This window comes from Nostoc sp. DedQUE04, assembly GCF_034530995.1.
In the GTDB taxonomy this organism is placed as follows: domain Bacteria; phylum Cyanobacteriota; class Cyanobacteriia; order Cyanobacteriales; family Nostocaceae; genus Nostoc.
The window spans coordinates 197,244-215,842 of the sequence record NZ_JAVRCA010000001.1; the positions used below are offsets into that span (position 1 = coordinate 197,244).

At 43.7% G+C, this 18,599-nt stretch carries 15 protein-coding genes, 8 tRNA genes and 1 pseudogene; 7 read left to right on the top strand and 17 right to left on the bottom strand.

The genetic code is table 11. The features are described from left to right. Positions 1 to 68 precede the first annotated feature (68 nt). Complete coding sequence (locus RM049_RS00870; protein WP_322702838.1) at positions 69 to 1,277, bottom strand: HhoA/HhoB/HtrA family serine endopeptidase; 1,209 nt, start codon at positions 1,275 to 1,277, stop codon at positions 69 to 71. A gap of 321 nt (positions 1,278 to 1,598) precedes the next feature. Between RM049_RS00870 and RM049_RS00875 the strand changes: the two genes are divergently transcribed. Then, positions 1,599 to 2,489: a M23 family metallopeptidase gene (locus RM049_RS00875; protein WP_322702839.1), complete on the top strand. Its 891-nt coding sequence runs from the start codon at positions 1,599 to 1,601 to the stop codon at positions 2,487 to 2,489. 64 nt (positions 2,490 to 2,553) lie between these two features. Here RM049_RS00875 and RM049_RS00880 read toward each other — a convergent pair whose 3' ends face one another. Both RM049_RS00880 and RM049_RS00885 read right to left on the bottom strand, forming a co-directional pair. Continuing rightward, positions 2,554 to 3,591 carry an isochorismatase gene (locus tag RM049_RS00880; protein ID WP_322702840.1) on the bottom strand — a complete coding sequence of 346 codons (1,038 nt, stop codon included), beginning with the start codon at positions 3,589 to 3,591 and terminating at the stop codon, positions 2,554 to 2,556. 100 nt (positions 3,592 to 3,691) lie between these two features. Beyond that, entirely contained in the window at positions 3,692 to 3,838 is a 147-nt protein-coding gene (locus RM049_RS00885; protein ID WP_322702841.1) for a hypothetical protein, read from the bottom strand. On the opposite strand from RM049_RS00885, the pseudogene RM049_RS00890 reads away from it, so the two are divergent. The 3 genes and pseudogenes from RM049_RS00890 to ctpC all read left to right on the top strand — a co-directional run bounded on the left by RM049_RS00890 (position 3,801) and on the right by ctpC (position 7,457). Continuing rightward, positions 3,801 to 4,379, top strand: a pseudogene (locus tag RM049_RS00890) (SMI1/KNR4 family protein). The gene RM049_RS00885 and the pseudogene RM049_RS00890 sit on opposite strands and share 38 nt — an antisense overlap. Positions 4,380 to 4,625: 246 nt before the next feature. Continuing rightward, complete coding sequence (gene ispG / locus RM049_RS00895; protein WP_322702842.1) at positions 4,626 to 5,852, top strand: (E)-4-hydroxy-3-methylbut-2-enyl-diphosphate synthase; 1,227 nt, start codon at positions 4,626 to 4,628, stop codon at positions 5,850 to 5,852. 321 nt (positions 5,853 to 6,173) lie between these two features. Next, complete coding sequence (gene ctpC / locus RM049_RS00900) at positions 6,174 to 7,457, top strand: carboxyl-terminal processing protease CtpC (protein ID WP_322702843.1); 1,284 nt, start codon at positions 6,174 to 6,176, stop codon at positions 7,455 to 7,457. Positions 7,458 to 7,535: 78 nt separating this feature from the next. Here ctpC and RM049_RS00905 read toward each other — a convergent pair whose 3' ends face one another. Then, positions 7,536 to 7,721: a DDE transposase family protein gene (locus tag RM049_RS00905; RefSeq protein WP_322702844.1), complete on the bottom strand. Its 186-nt coding sequence runs from the start codon at positions 7,719 to 7,721 to the stop codon at positions 7,536 to 7,538. A gap of 271 nt (positions 7,722 to 7,992) precedes the next feature. Here RM049_RS00905 and RM049_RS00910 point away from each other — a divergent pair, with 271 nt between their 5' ends. Next, entirely contained in the window at positions 7,993 to 8,193 is a 201-nt protein-coding gene (locus tag RM049_RS00910; RefSeq protein WP_322702845.1) for a DUF6887 family protein, read from the top strand. Positions 8,194 to 8,277: 84 nt separating this feature from the next. Here RM049_RS00910 and RM049_RS00915 read toward each other — a convergent pair whose 3' ends face one another. Both RM049_RS00915 and RM049_RS00920 read right to left on the bottom strand, forming a co-directional pair. Next, the gene (locus RM049_RS00915) at positions 8,278 to 10,005 is read right to left on the bottom strand and encodes a succinate dehydrogenase/fumarate reductase flavoprotein subunit (RefSeq protein WP_322702846.1); all 1,728 of its coding nucleotides are present in this window, start codon (positions 10,003 to 10,005) and stop codon (positions 8,278 to 8,280) included. 240 nt (positions 10,006 to 10,245) lie between these two features. After that, on the bottom strand, positions 10,246 to 10,563 hold the full coding sequence (locus tag RM049_RS00920; RefSeq protein WP_099102821.1) for a hypothetical protein: 318 nt from the start codon (positions 10,561 to 10,563) through the stop codon (positions 10,246 to 10,248). Positions 10,564 to 11,106: 543 nt separating this feature from the next. On the opposite strand from RM049_RS00920, the gene RM049_RS00925 reads away from it, so the two are divergent. Further along, positions 11,107 to 11,928 carry a hypothetical protein gene (locus RM049_RS00925; RefSeq protein ID WP_322702847.1) on the top strand — a complete coding sequence of 274 codons (822 nt, stop codon included), beginning with the start codon at positions 11,107 to 11,109 and terminating at the stop codon, positions 11,926 to 11,928. Positions 11,929 to 12,074: 146 nt separating this feature from the next. On the opposite strand, the gene RM049_RS00930 is transcribed toward RM049_RS00925, so the two are convergent. From RM049_RS00930 to pds, 4 genes are all read right to left on the bottom strand, one after another. Continuing rightward, on the bottom strand, positions 12,075 to 13,397 hold the full coding sequence (locus RM049_RS00930; protein ID WP_322702848.1) for an ABC transporter substrate-binding protein: 1,323 nt from the start codon (positions 13,395 to 13,397) through the stop codon (positions 12,075 to 12,077). A 192-nt stretch (positions 13,398 to 13,589) separates the two neighbouring features. Next, positions 13,590 to 13,681, bottom strand: a tRNA-Ser gene (locus RM049_RS00935). Between the two features lie 126 nt (positions 13,682 to 13,807). Next, entirely contained in the window at positions 13,808 to 14,740 is a 933-nt protein-coding gene (gene crtB / locus RM049_RS00940) for a 15-cis-phytoene synthase CrtB (RefSeq protein ID WP_322671778.1), read from the bottom strand. Next, positions 14,724 to 16,163 (bottom strand): 15-cis-phytoene desaturase, encoded by a 1,440-nt coding sequence (pds, locus tag RM049_RS00945; protein WP_322702849.1) that lies wholly within the window; start codon positions 16,161 to 16,163, stop codon positions 14,724 to 14,726. Before pds ends, crtB begins: the two co-directional genes overlap by 17 nt. A gap of 409 nt (positions 16,164 to 16,572) precedes the next feature. Between pds and RM049_RS00950 the strand changes: the two genes are divergently transcribed. Continuing rightward, a complete protein-coding gene (locus RM049_RS00950) occupies positions 16,573 to 17,661 on the top strand; it encodes a glycoside hydrolase family 3 protein (protein ID WP_322702850.1) in 1,089 nt (362 codons plus the stop codon). 94 nt (positions 17,662 to 17,755) lie between these two features. On the opposite strand, the gene RM049_RS00955 is transcribed toward RM049_RS00950, so the two are convergent. The 7 genes from RM049_RS00955 to RM049_RS00985 form a co-directional block, all read right to left on the bottom strand. Then, positions 17,756 to 17,826, bottom strand: a tRNA-Lys gene (locus tag RM049_RS00955). 136 nt (positions 17,827 to 17,962) lie between these two features. Beyond that, positions 17,963 to 18,045, bottom strand: a tRNA-OTHER gene (locus RM049_RS00960). Positions 18,046 to 18,052: 7 nt separating this feature from the next. Then, positions 18,053 to 18,126: transfer RNA gene (locus RM049_RS00965), tRNA-His, on the bottom strand. A 9-nt stretch (positions 18,127 to 18,135) separates the two neighbouring features. After that, positions 18,136 to 18,209: transfer RNA gene (locus RM049_RS00970), tRNA-Ala, on the bottom strand. 45 nt (positions 18,210 to 18,254) lie between these two features. Then, positions 18,255 to 18,328: transfer RNA gene (locus tag RM049_RS00975), tRNA-Arg, on the bottom strand. Between the two features lie 6 nt (positions 18,329 to 18,334). After that, a tRNA-Val gene (locus tag RM049_RS00980) sits at positions 18,335 to 18,410 on the bottom strand. A 109-nt stretch (positions 18,411 to 18,519) separates the two neighbouring features. Further along, positions 18,520 to 18,590 (bottom strand) — tRNA-Gly (locus RM049_RS00985). Positions 18,591 to 18,599: the final 9 nt, after the last annotated feature.

The window sequence follows — 18,599 nt, forward strand, 5'->3', positions numbered from 1 at the left end:
CTATTGACCAAATAATCACTAATTCGTAATTCGGAATGACCCTCTCTAGAAATTACGAATCATTTTGACTAGTTCTTTTCAGGATAAGCTCCTGATTGGACTTTGAAGGTTTGAACTTTACCACTGCGGTTGACTTCGATCGCTATTATGTCTCCAACTTTGCTCGACTCTACCAGCCTCTGAACTTGGGCTGAAGTTTTGACTGGTTTCCCGTTAATTTTTTGAATCACGTCTCCAGGAAGTAGTCCTCCACGCTTGGCTGGGGAATCATCTGTGACTCCTTTAATCACAATTCCAGCATCCTGCTGAATATTCAGTTGATTTTCTTGATTAATCTGCTGTTTTCTGATGGGAGACAGGTCTGCCATTTCAACACCCAAGAAGGGATGTTCTACACGCCCTTTAGTAAAAAGTTCATTAGCGATGCGGGCGGCGGTTTCAATGGGGATGGCAAAACCGAGTCCTTGAGCATCAGCGCGGATGGCTGTGTTAATACCAATCACCTCGCCTTGAGCGTTTAATAAGGGGCCACCAGAATTACCAGGGTTAATAGCGGCATCAGTTTGGATAAAGCTGACTCGCTTATCGGGGACACCAACTTGAGTGCTAGTGCGATCCGTAGCGCTGATGATACCGATAGTGACAGTATTATCTAAACCCAAAGGATTGCCAATAGCGATCGCCCATTGCCCTGGAATCAGGTTTTGTGAATTGCCCAGTTTTACCGTCGGCAAATCATTCGCTTTTATTTTCACTACCGCCACATCTGTCACAGAATCAACTCCTACCACTTTCCCCTCTAAACTGCGACCATCTTTGAGGGTAACTTGCACTGTATCTGTATCTGCTACTACATGAGCGTTGGTGAGTAATTCTCCATCATCGCTCAAAATAAATCCCGATCCTGTACCGCGCTCAATGCGTTCTTGAGGAATTGGTTGGTCATCCTCTCCGAAGAATCGCCGCAAGATGGGATTTTTCAAAGCGTCAGAGATAGGATTGGCTACCTTGCGAGTCGCATTAATTCGCACTACAGCCGGGCCAACTTTTTGCACTGCCGTCGCAATAAAATTCACGTTATCGCCACCAGTAGCCCCAATAGCTCCGTTAGGAGAATTCGGAACTATGGATTCTGGAGGCGAAGCCATTGTTACATTTTTTAGCTGTTGGAACGAGCGATTTTGGGGAATGAAATAGCGACTGCCAAACAAACCTGCACCACCGCCAATTACCAGTAAAAACACATAAACCGCCAGTTGCTTTAAGGATAACTTCATATTGTTTTGCTCAAGAACAGCAATGCAGTTGCTAATTTCTAAGTGTAGTCAAGCGAACGGCAAGTGGACAGATCAATTTACGAGAAATTAGGGATTGGGCATTTGTCATTGGGGATTGGGCATTGGGGATTGGACATTGGGAATTGGGCATTAAGCATGGAGAAGAGACAAAAAAGACAAGAAAGAAGGGGAGACTTGGGAGAGATTTTCAATAATTCCCCCTTGTCCCTCTTGCCCCCCTTGTCTCCCCTGCTCCTCTGCTCCCCAATTCCCATTCTTCCCATCTAAAATCTAAAGTTAATGCGCTATTGACCTTTATACATGACTTTACCCTTTCGTCAACTATTTCTCTGTAGCTTAAGCGCCTTGGGCCTAGTAAGCATACTGCCATACTCAAACAGTGCTAACGCTGCTGTAAGTGGTTGCTCAACTCCAGCCCTATCTCGCTTCCAACGCCATAAAGTTGTTCGTGGCGAAACTTTGGAGAGCATAGCGCAGCGCTACAATCTCATTCCGACAACTATTATTGGCATGAATCCAGCTTTGCAGAACGGTGCAGCTGCCGCCGTTGGTAGTGTGCTTCAAATTCCTCCCTACAATGGGATTGTAGTCGAAGTGCCTCGCGGTCAAACTTGGCGACAAGTGGCAGCACAATACAAAGTTCGCGCTGATAGCCTGTTTGAGGTGAATGGCTGCCAACAAAACCCCAGAATCGTGTTTGTTCCGGGGGTAAATTGGTCGCCCAATGGTGTTGTAACTAAGTCCCCTTTACCTACTGATGCAGGTACACCAAACCGTGCATCTTTATCGGGATATCCCTTAGCACAAGTAGCAAATGTAGGATTAGCTTACGGCTGGCAAATAAATCCTGGGACAGGTGAAGTTTTCTTCCATAGTGGTGTTGACTTATTAGCACCAGTTGGTAGTAATGTGGTAGCGATCGCACCTGGAACTGTAGCCTTTGCCAGCGATCGAGGTTCTTATGGCAAATTGGTCATTATTAATCACAGTGGCGGACTTCAAAGCCGCTACGCCCAGCTTGACAGCATCAAAGTTAGTGTTGGCCAACAAGTGAAAAAAGGAGACTTACTGGGAACAGTAGGAACTAGTGGAAAACCAAGTTCCCCTCAACCGCACCTCCATTTTGAAGTGCGTTCTAGTTCATCTCTGGGTTGGGTAGCAGAAGATCCAAAAGGCTATTTGAAAAAATGAAGTTCGTTTTGAAACGCAGAGGAAATCTCTGTGTTCCTCTGCGAAACCTTTGCGATCCTTTGCGTTAAAAAAAAGATGCTATATTTTCGCTAGATTTTACGATGTGCATTCCTGCCTCTGTAAACCTTGTAAATGCTGCATCTGCCTGTTCTGTGTAGTCCACAACACCAGGGACAACAACGGGGGAAGTGCAATCTTCCAGTAGATAGATTTTTTTGGTCAGGGTAGCATCTACCTGTTTAATTTCTGTTAATAAATCGTCAATTGTCCAAGCAACACAGTGACTTTTAGCTTGACCACCAATAATTACTGCATCATATTCTAAAAGTTGTTTAATCAGGCGCGTGTTCTTTTGAGCGAGTGAACGTTGCTCAAAATCTTCCAACACCTCTGGACGCAAAATAGAATAATTTTCTGTTAAGGGATTCTCACCTTTGATTTCAAATTGCGTCTGACTCTGACGCACAATGCCGTGGAAAAATATCGCTTCTTCTACTGATGATACTAGAGCATGACCAATACCACCCAACATAGAATGATAAGGCCAAACAGTAAGGGGATATTTACCGTCTTGACTGAGTTTTTTAAGGTAATGGTAAGCGTGTTTTTCTAATAATTCATAATCCCCATTGGTAACACTGTTAGCAACTGCTGGGTTGACTTTCCAAATACCTTGTTCAATATCTGCTGGTGTAATGCTAGTCGCGGCTGGAGTAGGATGTTCTCCGGCAGCGTTCACCCAAAAGATCGGATGGAAGATTTGGGTTGCTGTGTGGGTATCTAGAGTAGGTACAATTTTTGTAATTACTCCCAAGTTGCGATAGATAAACTCACATAATCTGACATTATCATCCACCGCCCCTTTCCCAGATTTTCCACCTACAAATAATTCAAAACCGGGGATGCAGAAGGTGTTTTGGACATCAATTAATAGTAGGCAAATACGAGTTTTATCTAAAGATGCAGGTTTGATATCGTGTTGTTTTGCCCAGATTTCAGCTTCGGCGGCACGTTCTTGGTAAGGTACGCGCCAGACTTCGCTCGCTTCTTCAGGGTTAAAGTGTGGGGGAATTGGTAGTTGAGGTGTTATTTGGGTGTTCATAATTACAGCCGCTTTTATTCTGTAATAACATCTATGATTTCAATCCCCAAATTTCCTCAAGTTTACGCTCAATAGTATATTTGTATTGTAAAACACAAATCTAGCGATCGCTGTCATCCAAGCTTCGCAACATCACCAACCGTTGATTTAACCACTCATCTGTAAACCAACCATAAGGGAAAATATTTATATTCGAGGCAGCTACAGGTATGCAGGAAATTTGGACAAGAATAGAATTCTGGCTCAAAGCTAATACTCCACAAGTTCTTGATACATTGAACCCTGGAGCATCAGAGAGTCAGATCGAGGCAGTAGAAGATGCTCTGCTGATACAGTTTCCTGATGATGTCAAGAGTTCTTACCGTATCCATAATGGACAATTAGCTTACGATTATGGGCTGATTAATGGACGATAATTTCTATCTCTTGAACGCATTCAAGATGAATCGCAAGTTTGGAAGGAACTTCTAGATGGAGGTAATTTCGATGATTCTGAAAGTCAGCCAGAACCAGGAATAGGAATTTGTACAGATTGGTGGAGTCCGTTATGGATACCACTAACCTATGACGGTGCTGGCAATCACGATTGTCTAGACTTAGCTCCTGCTAAAGGTGGCAAAATTGGACAAATTATTCAGATGTGGCACGATGACGCCAAGAGAAAACTCGTCGCTTCAAGTTTTCAGAACTGGCTAGAGGAATATGTCACTGGTTTAGAATCTGGTCAATATGTTTTCTCCCATGAATATGGAGGTATAGTCAAAGCGGATAGTATCTGGTGTCTGTAAATTTAGGAGCAACGCAACTTAGTCAGGTTAAAACGATCGCACTCAAGCTACTCAGTTAAAAGAATTTTTCAGCAATATATCTTTAATAAATGAGCAAAACCTTTAAATTGCTCTTTATTTCTTTGCCTGTCTTATTTTCCTTTTTTTCTATCTAATCACCAAAAGAGCCACCACCTGTGGCAATCTGGGAAACAGAGATTTATCAAATCTGATATTTTAACGACAGCAAATTTACCTAATCAGGTTATGCAAACTCTGCCCATAGTAGATACTTCAAATACTACATCCAGCCAACCTACCTTTGATACAACTATCAAGCGGCGTAAAACCCGCCCCGTAAAGGTGGGAAATGTCACCATTGGCGGTGGCTACCCCGTTGTAGTGCAGTCAATGATTAACGAAGACACCCTTGATATTGATGGTTCCGTGGCTGGTATTCGTCGTCTGCACGAAATAGGCTGCGAAATTGTCCGCGTCACAGTGCCGAGTATGGCTCATGCTAAAGCTTTAGCAGAAATTAAACAAAAATTAATTAAAACTTACCAAGATGTGCCCATTGTGGCTGATGTCCATCACAACGGACTAAAAATCGCCGTGGAAGTCTCCAAGCACATAGAAAAAGTGCGGATTAATCCGGGGTTATATGTCTTTGAAAAGCCCAACGTCAATCGAACCGAGTATACTAAATCCGAATTTGACGAAATTGGCGATAAAATCCGCGAAACCCTAGAACCTCTGGTAGTTTCTTTGCGCGATCAAGGTAAATCTATGCGAATTGGGGTAAATCACGGTTCCCTCGCAGAAAGGATGCTATTTACCTACGGTGACACCCCCGAAGGCATGGTGGAATCTGCTATAGAATTCATTCGCATCTGTGAATCCTTGGATTTCCGTAACTTGGTAATTTCCATGAAAGCCTCACGAGTACCAGTGATGCTAGCCGCCTATCGCCTGATGGCCAAGCGCATGGATGAACTGGGTATGGATTACCCGTTACATTTAGGCGTTACGGAAGCCGGTGATGGCGAATACGGGCGAATTAAATCTACGGCTGGTATTGCTACCTTACTTGCTGATGGCATTGGCGATACAATTCGTGTCTCACTAACAGAAGCACCGGAAAAAGAAATTCCCGTCTGTTACAGCATTCTCCAAGCTTTGGGATTGCGAAAAACGATGGTGGAGTACGTCGCTTGTCCTTCCTGTGGGCGCACTTTGTTTAATCTAGAGGAAGTACTGCACAAAGTCCGGGAAGCCACTAAACACTTAACTGGACTAGATATTGCAGTGATGGGTTGTATTGTCAATGGCCCCGGAGAAATGGCAGATGCCGACTATGGGTATGTTGGCAAAACACCTGGTTATATTTCTTTGTATCGTGGTCGGGAAGAAATTAAAAAAGTCCCAGAAGATAAAGGTGTAGAGGAATTAATTAACCTCATTAAGGCAGATGAACGCTGGGTAGAACCTTAAAGGGAGCAGAGGAGCAGGGGAGCAGGGGAGCAGGGGAGCAGGGGAGCAGGGGAGGCAAGGGGGGACAACGGGGAATTATTGAACAAGTCTCTCCTTATCTTCCCCTTCTACCTTGTCTCTTCTCAATGCCCAATGCCCAATGCCCAATGCCCAATGCCCCATACCCAATCCCCAAAAACTTTGTATCTTTTAACCATCAAGGTCGCCGGATTGTCAAGTATTTTGTTTAAATTAAGGATACATACTCGGTCTGTACAGTGGTAGCCTGTGTTAGATTGAGCATACTGACTATATTATTTTCCCTCTGACGCAGCTGTCATTATGGTGATTACAAAAAATAGGCTTGTTTTGGGTGCTACGGCAGTTACACTCTCCACGATCGCTGTTACTAGCCTTGGCATTCATTCGCGAGGTCAGGCTTTATTTAAAGCAAGTCCCAAAGAACTAGTAGATGAAGTTTGGCAAATTGTTCAACGCCAATATGTAGACGGTACTTTTAATCAGGTAGATTGGCAGGCTGTTCGTAAGGAATACTTGAGCAAGTCCTACAGTAATCCGCAGGATGCATATAAGTCCATTCGGGAAATGCTGAAAAAGCTAGATGACCCATACACCCGGTTTATGAGTCCAGAGGAATTCAAGAATATGCAGGTGGATACCTCTGGAGAATTGACAGGGATTGGGATCACCATTAGTCAGGATGAAAAAACCAAGCAATTGGTTGTAATTGCGCCAATTGAAGATACACCAGCCTTTAAAGCTGGTGTTTTGGCAAAAGATATCATCCTCAAAATTGACGGCAAAGATACCAAGGGGATGGATACTAACCAGGCAGTATCCTTGATTAGAGGTGAAGCAGGATCGAAAGTCAGCTTGACTATTCAACGCGACAAGCAAATAAAACAATTTGATATTACACGGGCGCGAATTGAAATCCATCCAGTTAAGTTTTCTGAAAAGAAAACTCCAGCAGGCAATCTTGGTTACATCCGTTTGAACCAGTTCAGTGCCAATGCTGGTAAAGAAATGCAAACCGCTATCAAAAATTTAGAAAGCAAAAAGGTAGCTGGATATATTCTCGATCTGCGTGGTAATCCAGGCGGCTTACTCTTCTCCAGTGTCGATATTGCTCGGATGTGGATAGATAAAGGTAAGATTGTCTCCACTGTTGAACGCCAAGGAGAAGCGGAAAAGGAAGAAGCAAACGGAAAAGCCTTGACAAATAAACCGTTGGTGGTGCTGGTAGATAAAGGTTCCGCTAGTGCCAGTGAAATCCTCTCAGGGGCTTTGCAGGATAATAAGCGTGCTACTTTAGTCGGTACTCAAACCTTTGGTAAGGGACTAGTGCAATCGGTGCGTCCCCTAGAAGATGGTTCAGGATTAGCGGTGACAATTGCTCATTACTATACCCCAAATGGTACAGATATCAATCACAAAGGCATTTCGCCAGATGTGAAAGTGGATTTGAGCAAAAAGCAGATGGAGGATTTGTGGCTACATGAACGTGACAAACTCGCTACTCTCGCAGACCCTCAATTCGCTAAAGCGGTAGAAGTGATAGGTAAAAAAATTGCTGTTCAGGGGACATCTACAGCAGAAAAATGAAGAGTTAGGAATACAGTTAGGAGTGAGTAGTGAGGAGTTAGGAATAAAGTCCATCACTGTCAACTTCTAACTACTAACTTAAACTGGTTTGCACTTTCCAGCCCTAATAAGTCCGACACGTCGAGCGATCGCTTCTTCTTGCGAACTAAAAGGCCCCCACTGTTCTATAATTTCTAAATTATCGTCGCCAACTTGGTCGCTGGAGATAATTTCACAGTTTCCAGCAGAGCGCTTGACAATATACCAAGTTTGTGAATTGCTCATATTTTAAATAAAAATCTTGTTTTTATAGTCAGAATTTTACTGCATACAGAAAATATCTTCTGCACTTGCTGAATTTGGGATTTAGCAAGTGTAATCGTATAATCAGTTTTTTTACGGATCAATAATATCTTAGATGCTTGAGGATCGTTTATGTAGCTAACTATACACTCAAAAGATTTTCTCTGTTAATTCGCTATCTTTTGACCTTTATATTAGCTGGGCAACATGAAGGAATAGAGCTAGAAATTACGCCAGATGGAAATATGGAACCATGAATAAGGTAAACTATGCAACAATGAGCGACCAACAGCTAAAGAGTTACTTTCTCACCAACAAAGATGATAAGGAAACCTTTTATGCCTACATGGATAGACGAAAATCTCGTCATCGTGATCCTGCAATACAATTAAATGATCCAGCTTGGGAAGAAAAGATAATAGCTGTGATTCAGAAACAATTAGGTTCTGATTGATAAGTTAATCATTTCATATTCTTAATCGAGGGGACTACAAAAATTTTGTAGTCCCCTCGATTTCTCACATAAATTTACTTTTGGCTAATACTTCCGCACTTTTGGCTCAAACATATTAATCGCTACCGGTCGATATTGAATATCAATTCCTGCTGGTGAATAGTAAGCCATTGTGTGTTTGAGAAAGTTAGTATCATCTCGCTGGGAATAATCTTCGCGGAAATGAGCGCCACGACTTTCTTGGCGATTTAGGGCTGATGCCAAAATGGTCTGCCCTACTACCATCAAACTTCGTAATTCTAAAGCTTCCACGAGTTCTGTATTCCAGCAACTACCTTTGTCATCTAAATAAATTTGTGGGTATTTTTGTTGTATTTCTTCTAATTTCTGCAAACCTTCAGTCATTAATGCCTCAGTGCGGAAAACACCACAATACTCAGTCATACAATCCTGAAAAGCTTCACGGACTTGGTTAATGCGGTACTGTCCTGGTTGTTCTAGCAAAGCTTGAATTTGTTGCTGGCCTTCTGTTACATACCGTTGCTCATCTACAGAAGGTAACTTCCGTTTTTGCACAAATTTGGCGATCGCAGCCCCAGTTCTTTTACCATAAACTACACATTCTAATAGTGAATTACTCCCCAAACGATTCGCCCCATGCACGGAAACACAAGCTGTTTCACCCGCAGCAAAGAAAGCGTCAACTAAACCATCACCACTACTGCGAACTTGACCATCGGTGTTAACTGGTATACCACCCATACAATAGTGAATTGTCGGACGGACTGGCATCGGTTGAGTTACGGCGTCAACGCCTACCAAACGATGAGCTTCTTCCCAACAGAAGGGAACGCGACTCATAATTTTTTCTTTGCCCAGATGGCGCAGATCCAGATAGACAAAGGGGCCACCAGCACTGCCATTGAGATGAATACCACGTCCAGCGCGAATTTCGTAAGCGATCGCTCGTGAGGTAATATCACGAGGAGCTAGTTCCATCCGACTGGGCGCATAATTCGCCATAAAGCGATCGCCTTCACTGTTAATCAGATACGCCCCTTCACCCCGTACTGCTTCCGAAATCAGCACCCCTACTGGATATAAACCAGTGGGATGAAACTGCACAAATTCCATATCTTCGAGGGGCAAACCTGCGATCGCAGTCATTGCCAAACCATCACCCGAAGAAGCGTAATCATTAGAGGTAGTGTTATAAACGCGACCATAGCCCCCTGTGGCAAACATCACAGCCTTAGCCCGCACCACCTCTATATGTCCATCCAAAAGATGGAACATGACCACACCCTTGGCCTCATTTTCTTCCAAAATGAGACGCATCACGTACCACTCTTCATAAACTTGCACCCCATAACGCCGCAAATTGTTAACCAATTCGTGTAAAATCGCGTGACCGGTTTTGTCAGCAGCGTAACAAGTGCGGTTGTGAGAATGTCCGCCAAAAGCTCTTTGGGCAATGCGCCCATCGGGTAAGCGAGAGAACAAAACGCCGAGATGTTCTAAGTCAATTACCACATCTGGCGCTTCTTGGGCGAGAATCGCTACAGCATCTTGGTCTGCCAAGTAATCAGAACCCTTGACAGTATCAAAGGCGTGTGCTTCCCAACTATCTTCGGAATCAACATTTTTCAGCGATGCAGCCATACCACCTTGAGCTGCAACTGAGTGAGAACGAATTGGGTGGGTTTTGGCAACCACAGCAATATTTAAATTGGGGTCAGTGCGGGCAATTTCTACAGCAGCGCGACATCCCGCCAATCCACCCCCGACAACAATCACATCGTGTTCCAGCATAATTAGCCCCCTGATTGCAAACCACTGCTGTTCTATTGTAGAGATGTGATTAATCAGCTAGTGGGTTGTAACAGTAGCATCTCTACAAAAAAATTCCCTGCTTCTATACAGGGAGGTTGTAACAAATTTTGAAATTAGGAGTGAAAAGTTAAAAACAAAGAGTTATGGCACAGATAGAGTGGCTCATAACTCCTGTACAGACGCAATTAATCGCGTCTCTACTCATAACTCCTAACTATGTTAGCTAGTTGCTTGTACAGGTTGTTGCTGAGAGACATTACCTGGTATGGGTTCCATTTTGGTTCCTGGCCCTACAGGACTGACTTCAATATGATTTAACAAGGTAGTGACAAACGCGAACAACAGGAAAGGTAGCGATAGCAGAACAACGAGACCCGCTGTTGCTAAAGCGTACACGGGCCGTTTAGCACCCATCAACGCCAAAGCTGATGCCAAACTTAGGGTAATTGTAATCAACCAAACAATTATTTGACCGTAGATATCACCGAAAGTCAGGGTACAGACAAACCGGTACTTTTGAATATTATTTTCGCTCATCACATTTGCCTCAAGTCTCTCCTAATAGGTTCTACGTTAGAACTATGTTTGCCTTGTAGGCAATTTCTAAATATTTTTGCAAGCTTTGTAATATCACTTCACAATCTAGCTACCTTTAATGGCAAGGCAGTTATGTTAACAAACTTCTTTCGTTCATGGAAGAGATGGCAATCGCGTTGGCGCAGCCCGCTGTAGGCATCGCCTCCTTAACAAACACTATCTTGCTTTTAAGCAAAGAGACTATTTGTCATCTATCAAATTCAGGATATTTCAAATAAATATATCAATTCTATTTAATTTGTGAAAATTACAACCCACAAATCCATGATTTTGTAAAAGTTGTTGGGTATCCTGTTTTTCGCGAGTGATTCAGGATTACTATAAAATTTAATTTTTTGCTAGTAAATATTAACTAGAGAAATCAAGGAAATTCAGGATGTAAAACCGATTTTTTGATGTTAAATTTTGAATATTGCCCGAATTTGTTGATTTAAATCAACAAAAACCTTTATTTTTCGTGGCAACATTGTTTTAGGAGTGAACGTGAATACTATTTTTCTTCGTAAAGGTGTTTTTTGGTTGCCAAGTTTAGCTACTCTTGCATTCGTGAGTAGCGGTTTATCTGCAAGCGCCCAGACAGTAAACAAGTTGAGCAATCAGCCATTAACTGAACCTTCCGCAACCGTAGCGTCTCCCAACGAGTTTAGCCAAAACCTCTCTACAGAAACAACTGAAACTTTTACAGTCACAAATTTAACTAAGGTAGAGCAATCGCCTAACGCTGCGATACAGAAAAACGCTAGTTTAACACCTACACCTGTTCCAGGCACAGTGCCGACCTCATCTGCAACGCTAACCTCTGAACCTGTACAACCGACTTCTCAAACTCCTGCTCAACCATCTGCTACCAAAGTGGCGCAATCAGATATTGATTTAGGTAGAACTACCAGTGGTGGTAGTAGCTATCTGGGCGTCGCTGCTAACATTGGTTTGAGTGGTGGTGACACGTCTTTGGGCGACGGTAACTTTGCGGTAGTTAGTAAAATCGGACTGACAAATTCTATATCAATACGACCCTCAGCCATATTTGGGGATAACACCACAGTTCTACTTCCGATCACCTACGATTTTACCTTTAAACCAGCAGATGCTTTTAGCGAACCATTAGCGATCGCACCTTACGTCGGAGTAGGTGCAGCTTACAAAACTGGTGATGATTCGCAATTTGCCTTTTTGGTGTCTGGTGGCATTGATGTGCCTCTAACTTCTCAATTTACGGCAACAGCTGCTATCAATGCCGGATTTTTCGATCAAACTGATGTGGGCTTGTTATTAGGAGTTGGCTACAACTTCAGTGGGCTTTAAAAGTTAAGAGTTAGGAGTTATGAGTTAGAAGTTAAGAGTTCGTAATGTTTCACTTATAACTCATAACTCTTCACTCCTAACTCCTAATTCTTAATTCATAACTCATAACTCTTCACTCTTCACTCTTCACTCTTCACTCCTAATTTCTACTTAGGGGTAACTTTGTCAATCACCTTAATTGTGCCATCGTCTCCTACTGTCCAAACATCGTATACACCAACGACATCGCCGTTAGCATCAACATCTACATTGCCGCTAGCTCCTTGGTAGTTAATCTTTTTACCATCTTTAAGTAACTTTAGTCCCTCGCAGACATCAGTAACTTCTGTGCCAGGGCCATCAGCAACTTCCCGAATTTTGCTGGCTATACCAACGCCTGTATTTTCCTTAGCAGCTTGCGCCGCCAATGTTAATAAAGCAGCTGCATCCCAAGCTTGAGGAGCGTATTCCCCTGGCGCACCACCTTTTTTATCCTTCCACAGTTTGTTGAAAGCTTCTAGTGCTTTACCATCGGAACCCGGTACTGTACCGATCGCTCCAGTTAAAATATATTTACCATCATCGCTCTTGCCAACTTGTTCGGGAAAAGTAGGTGATTTTACCCCATCTGTCAGCAGAATCTGTACTCCCTTCGCCACACCTTGCTGATAGGCGGCTTTCAAGAACAGACTACCAGTTTCCGCATACATTACAGCTAGGACTGCATCTGGCTTCCCAGCAAAAGTAGCAGCCGCTTCTGTATCAAATGTCTGGGCTTTTGGATCGTAGCGGACAGGCTTATCTTTATTAACTATAGTTCCACCCAATTTTTCAAAAGTTTGCACGAATGCTTTTTCAAACCCTACGCCATAATCGTTATTAATCACGACTGTAGAAACTCGCTTGAAACCTTTTTTGTTAGCAAGTTGGGCTAAGGCTAGTGCTTGGTAGGTATCGGGGGGAGCTGTACGCGCCCAAAAGCCTTTATAGTCGCCTTTTTGTGCCTTTTCGGTAAACACGGTACTGGTACTACCAGGAGAAACCAGCATGACTTTATTCGGTGTGGCAATGGAGACTGCTGCACTAGAAACGCTACTGGCAAAGGAGCCAACGACACCTGCAACTTTATCTAAAGTTGCTAGTTTGGTCATACCGGCAGCTCCAGCTTTCGGGTCGGTTTGGTCATCTACTTGCACCAAAGTAACAGGTTCGCCATTTACCCCACCGCAAGCGTTGACCGTATCGACCAGTAAAGGTATAGAACCTAACATTTGCTGTCCTACAGAAGCCAAGTCGCCTGTCGTCGGTAACAGGGAACCAATTTTTAGCCCTTTAGCACTGCTTGTAGTAGTTGAGTTTGCCGCTGGAGTTGCGGTACTTCCGTTGTTAGCTGTGCCGTTGGGGTTACTGTTATCACCACAAGCCCCAAGTAGAAACCCAGCCGCAAGGGTAGCTATACTTAAACTTAAAGCGGCACTAATTTTTCTCATAAATTACTTTCACTCCTCAAAACACTTAGGAGCCTAAAAATAAAATCCAAACTAGATTTGTAACTTAGCTGGATCTTATCAAGATTCCAAAAGATAGATCATATCATCTATCTTTAGGAGTAGAAATATTTACGCCGATATTAGTATTTCTTTTTTACACAGAATATACTCTGTGTATCAAAAGCTGAAAAACGGAGAGGGAGGGATTCGAACCCTCGGTACGGAGTTGCCTGCCGTACAACAGATTAGCAATCTGCCGCTTTCGACCACTCAGCCACCTCTCCTGACTCACGAATATCAATGTTACCAGACTTGCTCTTAAGAGTCAATAGTCATTTGTCATTGGTCATTCGTCGTTGGTTATCTATAAAACACTGATGACTAAAGACTAGGGACAAATGACTAATTTTTTAAAGGACTTGCGATCGCATCCAAGCTATGGGCAAGGTGCGTAACTTTTTCCACTGGGGAACGAAAGCCCGCTGACTGAATACATCGTAATCGTTGCCTTCAATCGCCTCCAAAATTTGACCGTACAGCATTGATGCTGCCCATACAGGCCAACGGGCATCGGATGCTAAATAAGTAATTCCCTGGTCGGATGTGGTGTAAAATTGACGGGCGCGGTCAATTTGAAAGCGCATCAATGCCCGCCAACGCTCGTCTACCACACCTTTGAAGAAGTCTTGCTCGGTATAGTTGAATTTTGCCAAGTCTTCTAGGGGAATGTAAATCCGTCCGCGTTTGGCATCTTCTCCCACATCCCGCAAGATGTTGGTGAGTTGATTGGCAATTCCGAGAGCGATCGCTTCTTCTATGGGAATATAAGGTTGTTTGTTCTGTTGCCACGGTGCTGCATATATGGTGTTATCCACACCCATAACTGATGTTGACATTAAGCCAACAGTGCCAGCAACGCGGTAACAGTAGAGGTATAAATCCTCAAAGGTTTCATAACGACTGCGATATAAGTCCATGCGCTGACCGGCAATCATATCCCGAAATGGCTGAATGTCCATCGGAAAGCGCTGGAGGGTATCAACTAAAGCTACATCGTAATTTTCTAATGGACGCCCCGCAAAAATCGATTCCAGCTGCTGTTCCCATAGGTCTAGGGTTTCTGGCGTGGTAATAGCAGATGCGGGGCCATCCACCAATTCATCTGTACGGCGACACCAAGCGTAAATTGACCAAATAGATTGACGTTTTACCGGACTCATCAGCAAAGTACCCAGGTAAAAAGTCTTGGCATACTTTGCTGTGAGATGCCGACAAAGTTTGTATGACTCGTCTACAGAGACCAGCGTTTTCATGCGCGGCGGGGAATCAGGCAGTTGCAGCATTCGTTGCGGGCGGTCGGGTGAGCGTTTGCAGGTTTGAGGAATTTGCTACCGGGAGGGCCTCAGAAATCGCCTGCGCTGTCAGCTTACCAGAAAGTACGGCACCTTCCATACTGGCTAAGTAGCGTTGCATGGTGTAATCCCCTGAGAGATAGAAGTTACTAATGGGGGTTGTTTGCGAGGGACGGTACTGTTGACGACCAGGGGTCGCTTTGTAAACTGAACGGGGCGTTTTCACCACATGAGATTTCAGCAATGTTGCTGGATTGTCTCCCCCGAAGTGGTCGGGGAAGAGTTTTTCTAACTCGGCAATAGTTGCAGCCACAATCTCCTCATCGGATTTGGCAATCCAATCTTTTGCCGGGGCTAGAACTAATTCCAGCATCGAGCGTTCGGGGTTGGCGTATTCACGGCAGGTATTGCTCATATCAGCATAAACGCTTAGGAGGGGCGATCGCGAGAATAGCAAGTGATCAATTTGCGTAAGTTTACGATCGAACCACAAATGCACGTTAATCACAGGTACGCCTTCCAACCCGTCTAACTTTTGGAAAAACTTCATTTCTTTCCAAGGTGCTGGCAAAATCACCTTCAGAGGGTCAACCGGCATGGCAGATACATACAAATCCGCCGTGAAAACTTCATCTTCCTCTCCATTCAACCCCCGTATCAAGTAACCTTTGACGCTACCATCGGCGTTTAGCAAAATCTCTTTTAAAGGGGCATTCAAACGGACTTCTCCACCGCGTTCGGTGATGTAATCCACTAGAGGTTGACACAATCGTTCTGTTGGCGAACCATCCAGAAAGGCCATTTTCGAGCCTTTTTTTTCTTGGAGGAAACGATTGAGGGCAGTTAAAAGAATGGTTGCTGAAATTTCATCTGGCCCGATGAAGTTCAGCGACTTGGCCATAGCAATAAAAACTTCTTTATTGACCCGTTCTGGAATTTTGTGTTTACGCAGCCAATCTGTCCAGGAATATTTGTCCATTTCTTCAACGTACTTTTGCCCCTGAATCATGGCCGGCAATAACCCGATGCCAAAGCGGATTTTTTCTGGCCATGTCAGCATGTCGTTGTTTCGCAGAATTGCCACTATACCATTAATTGGTGCTGGCAAATCTGGGAAATCAAAGCGACTGTAAGTACCAGGTGCATCTGGTTGGTTGAAGATCATTGTGTGTTCTTTCCACTGCAATCGATCTTCAATGTCCAGTTCTTTGAATAACTGCAACATATTCGGATATGCGCCAAAAAAGATGTGCAGACCTGTTTCGTACCAGTCTCCATCAGCATCTTTCCACGCGGCCACTTTACCGCCTAGAACGTCTCGACGTTCCAAGACAATGGGTGTGTGACCTGCGTCTGTAAGATATTTCGCGCAGGAAAGTCCTGCTAGTCCCGCTCCCGCGATCGCTACTCGCATGTAACCCTACTGCTCTTCAATATTTCTTAACCGATTTATCGTTTTCATTATACGTTGCAATCCGTTACATTTGGCAGTTATTGTGCGATCGCTTCCCCAAAAAACTTTTGCCAAAGGGAATTTTACCTATGCGCACCTGTCCAAACAAATTGCCAATACCATTGTTGGCAATAGCTTTGCGGCGTGCACTTTATCTATATTTACATGCAAGTGATTTCGGGAAACAAAAGTATTTCCTTTGACTGAAAATAGCTATTTTTAAAAGTTGTCTTCAAGTAGTTGATTTCTTGGCTAATTTGTGTATTTGCTATTAGGAAATATCAGGGGCATTACTTAAAGAAAACTTTCCTCTCTCTATAAGGGTGTAGGATAAATGTTTATGTTCTCTAGGTTGAACAGGTAAAAGATTATGGCTGTATCGCAGGAGCTAAGGCGCTTTGGACATCACTTAATTTTAGGTATTTCCGGCACTACATTAAGCGATGACGATAAACGCGCACTCAATGAATTAAAACCGATTGGGGCGATCTTTTTTGCTAAGAACTTTTTGGATGGCACCCCATATCAGGTTTGGCTGGAAAGCTTCAAGGATTTGAATAACCAGATACGAGAATATACTGAACGTGATTCCATGTTCCTCACTCTCGATCATGAAGGAGGTCGTGTAATTCGTACACCATCGCCAATTACCCGCTTTCCTCACGCTTTTTTGCTGCGATCGCACGCTTATGAAGTAGCAAAAGCCACAGCAGTAGAACTCAAATCACTGGGAATCAATTTATCTTGGGCACCTGTAGCAGATATTTTTTCCCATCCTGACAACCCCGTGATTGGGCCTCGCGCCTTTGGTAACACACCCGAAACTGCCACTCAAGGTGCGCGTGACTATTACCTTGGACTTCGAGATTCCGGAATTTTGGGATGTGCCAAACACTTTCCCGGACATGGAGACACCAGCAAGGACTCTCACATTGAGCTACCAATACTGAATTTAACTATAGAAGACCTGCAACTTCGAGAACTTATACCTTTCAAAGCCTTAATCGAAGTACAGATTCCTTTGATTATGACTGTCCATATCTTATTTCCCAAGATAGATCCTGATGTCCCAGGAACGCTTTCTCAGGCTATCCTCAAAACCATACTTAGAAAGGAACTTGGCTTTGAAGGAGTAGTTGTATCTGATGATTTGGATATGAAAGCGATCTCAGATATGTTTATGAAAGCTGGTACTGTGGCGCGGTCATTTAATGCAGGCTGCGACCTGTTTATTGTGTCGCGTAATATTAATTCATCATCTATTGAAAGAACTTATCGGATTGCTGAAGATTTTGCTGATTCGCTCAGTAACGGTAGCTTAGATGAAGCAGTCGTAGAAGCAGCCAGAGAAAGAATTGAGAAACTACTGGCAGTAACACCGCAATATCCCATACATGCTTTGGATAAAGATGTATTATTGCAACATGCTCAACTAGCGATCGCTAGTTGCTATTCATAACCCAACGTGCATTTAAGTTGAATATTAGCAATTGCCAAAAGCCTAACAAAGATTGCAATTTTTAATTCTTAATTTTTAATTTTTAATTGTTTAGTGGGTGGTATAGGGGTCGAACCTATTTCTGCGGGTTAAAAGCCCGCTGCACAGCCGGTATGCCAACCACCCTAGTTAATTTGAAAAAGAAATGAGCAAGTGCGATTTGTAATACCAACATTAGATATAAATCCACTAGGGAGGTACTGCCCCTCCTATTTCTGTGTTATCAGCACAGCGCCTCGCTTTTCGGCTCCAGGTGGATAGGTGGAAGATGGAGGAATCGAACCCCTACAGTTGCCCATACCCTGGTTTTCAAGACCAGTTGCCGTCCATTCAGCGGCATCTTCCATTCAGGGGTGCCTGACGGGGCTTGAACCCGCTATGACTGGTTCCACAAACCAGCGCCTCGACCATTTCGGCTTCAGACACCATCATCAGTGGAATCAATGGGAATTGAACCCATAACCTCCTGCTTGCAAGGCAGGCGCTCTAACCATTTGAGCTATGACCCCATAAAAATTCAAAATTCAAAATTCAAAATTAAAGACATTTTCAAACGGGAGTGGTAGGACTCGAACCCACAACTTTCGAGGTAGAAGCTCGAAGCTCTATTCCATTGAGCTACACTCCCAATATTTGGTAGTCCTGGCAGGATTTGAACCTGCAACCTCTTACTTGTAAGGCACTTGCTTTACCGTTGAAGCTACAGGACTACGCAAGCGAGTGGAGGGACTTGTTCGCGCAGCGTTCTCGAAGAGTACACACGCACTGAGTATGGCGTACTCAGATGCTACCGATTACATCACACCCGCAAATTTTTAAAGCGGATAACGAGACTTGAACTCGTGCCTAGAGTTTGGAAGACTCAGATGCTACCGTTACACCATATCCGCATTCTGGAG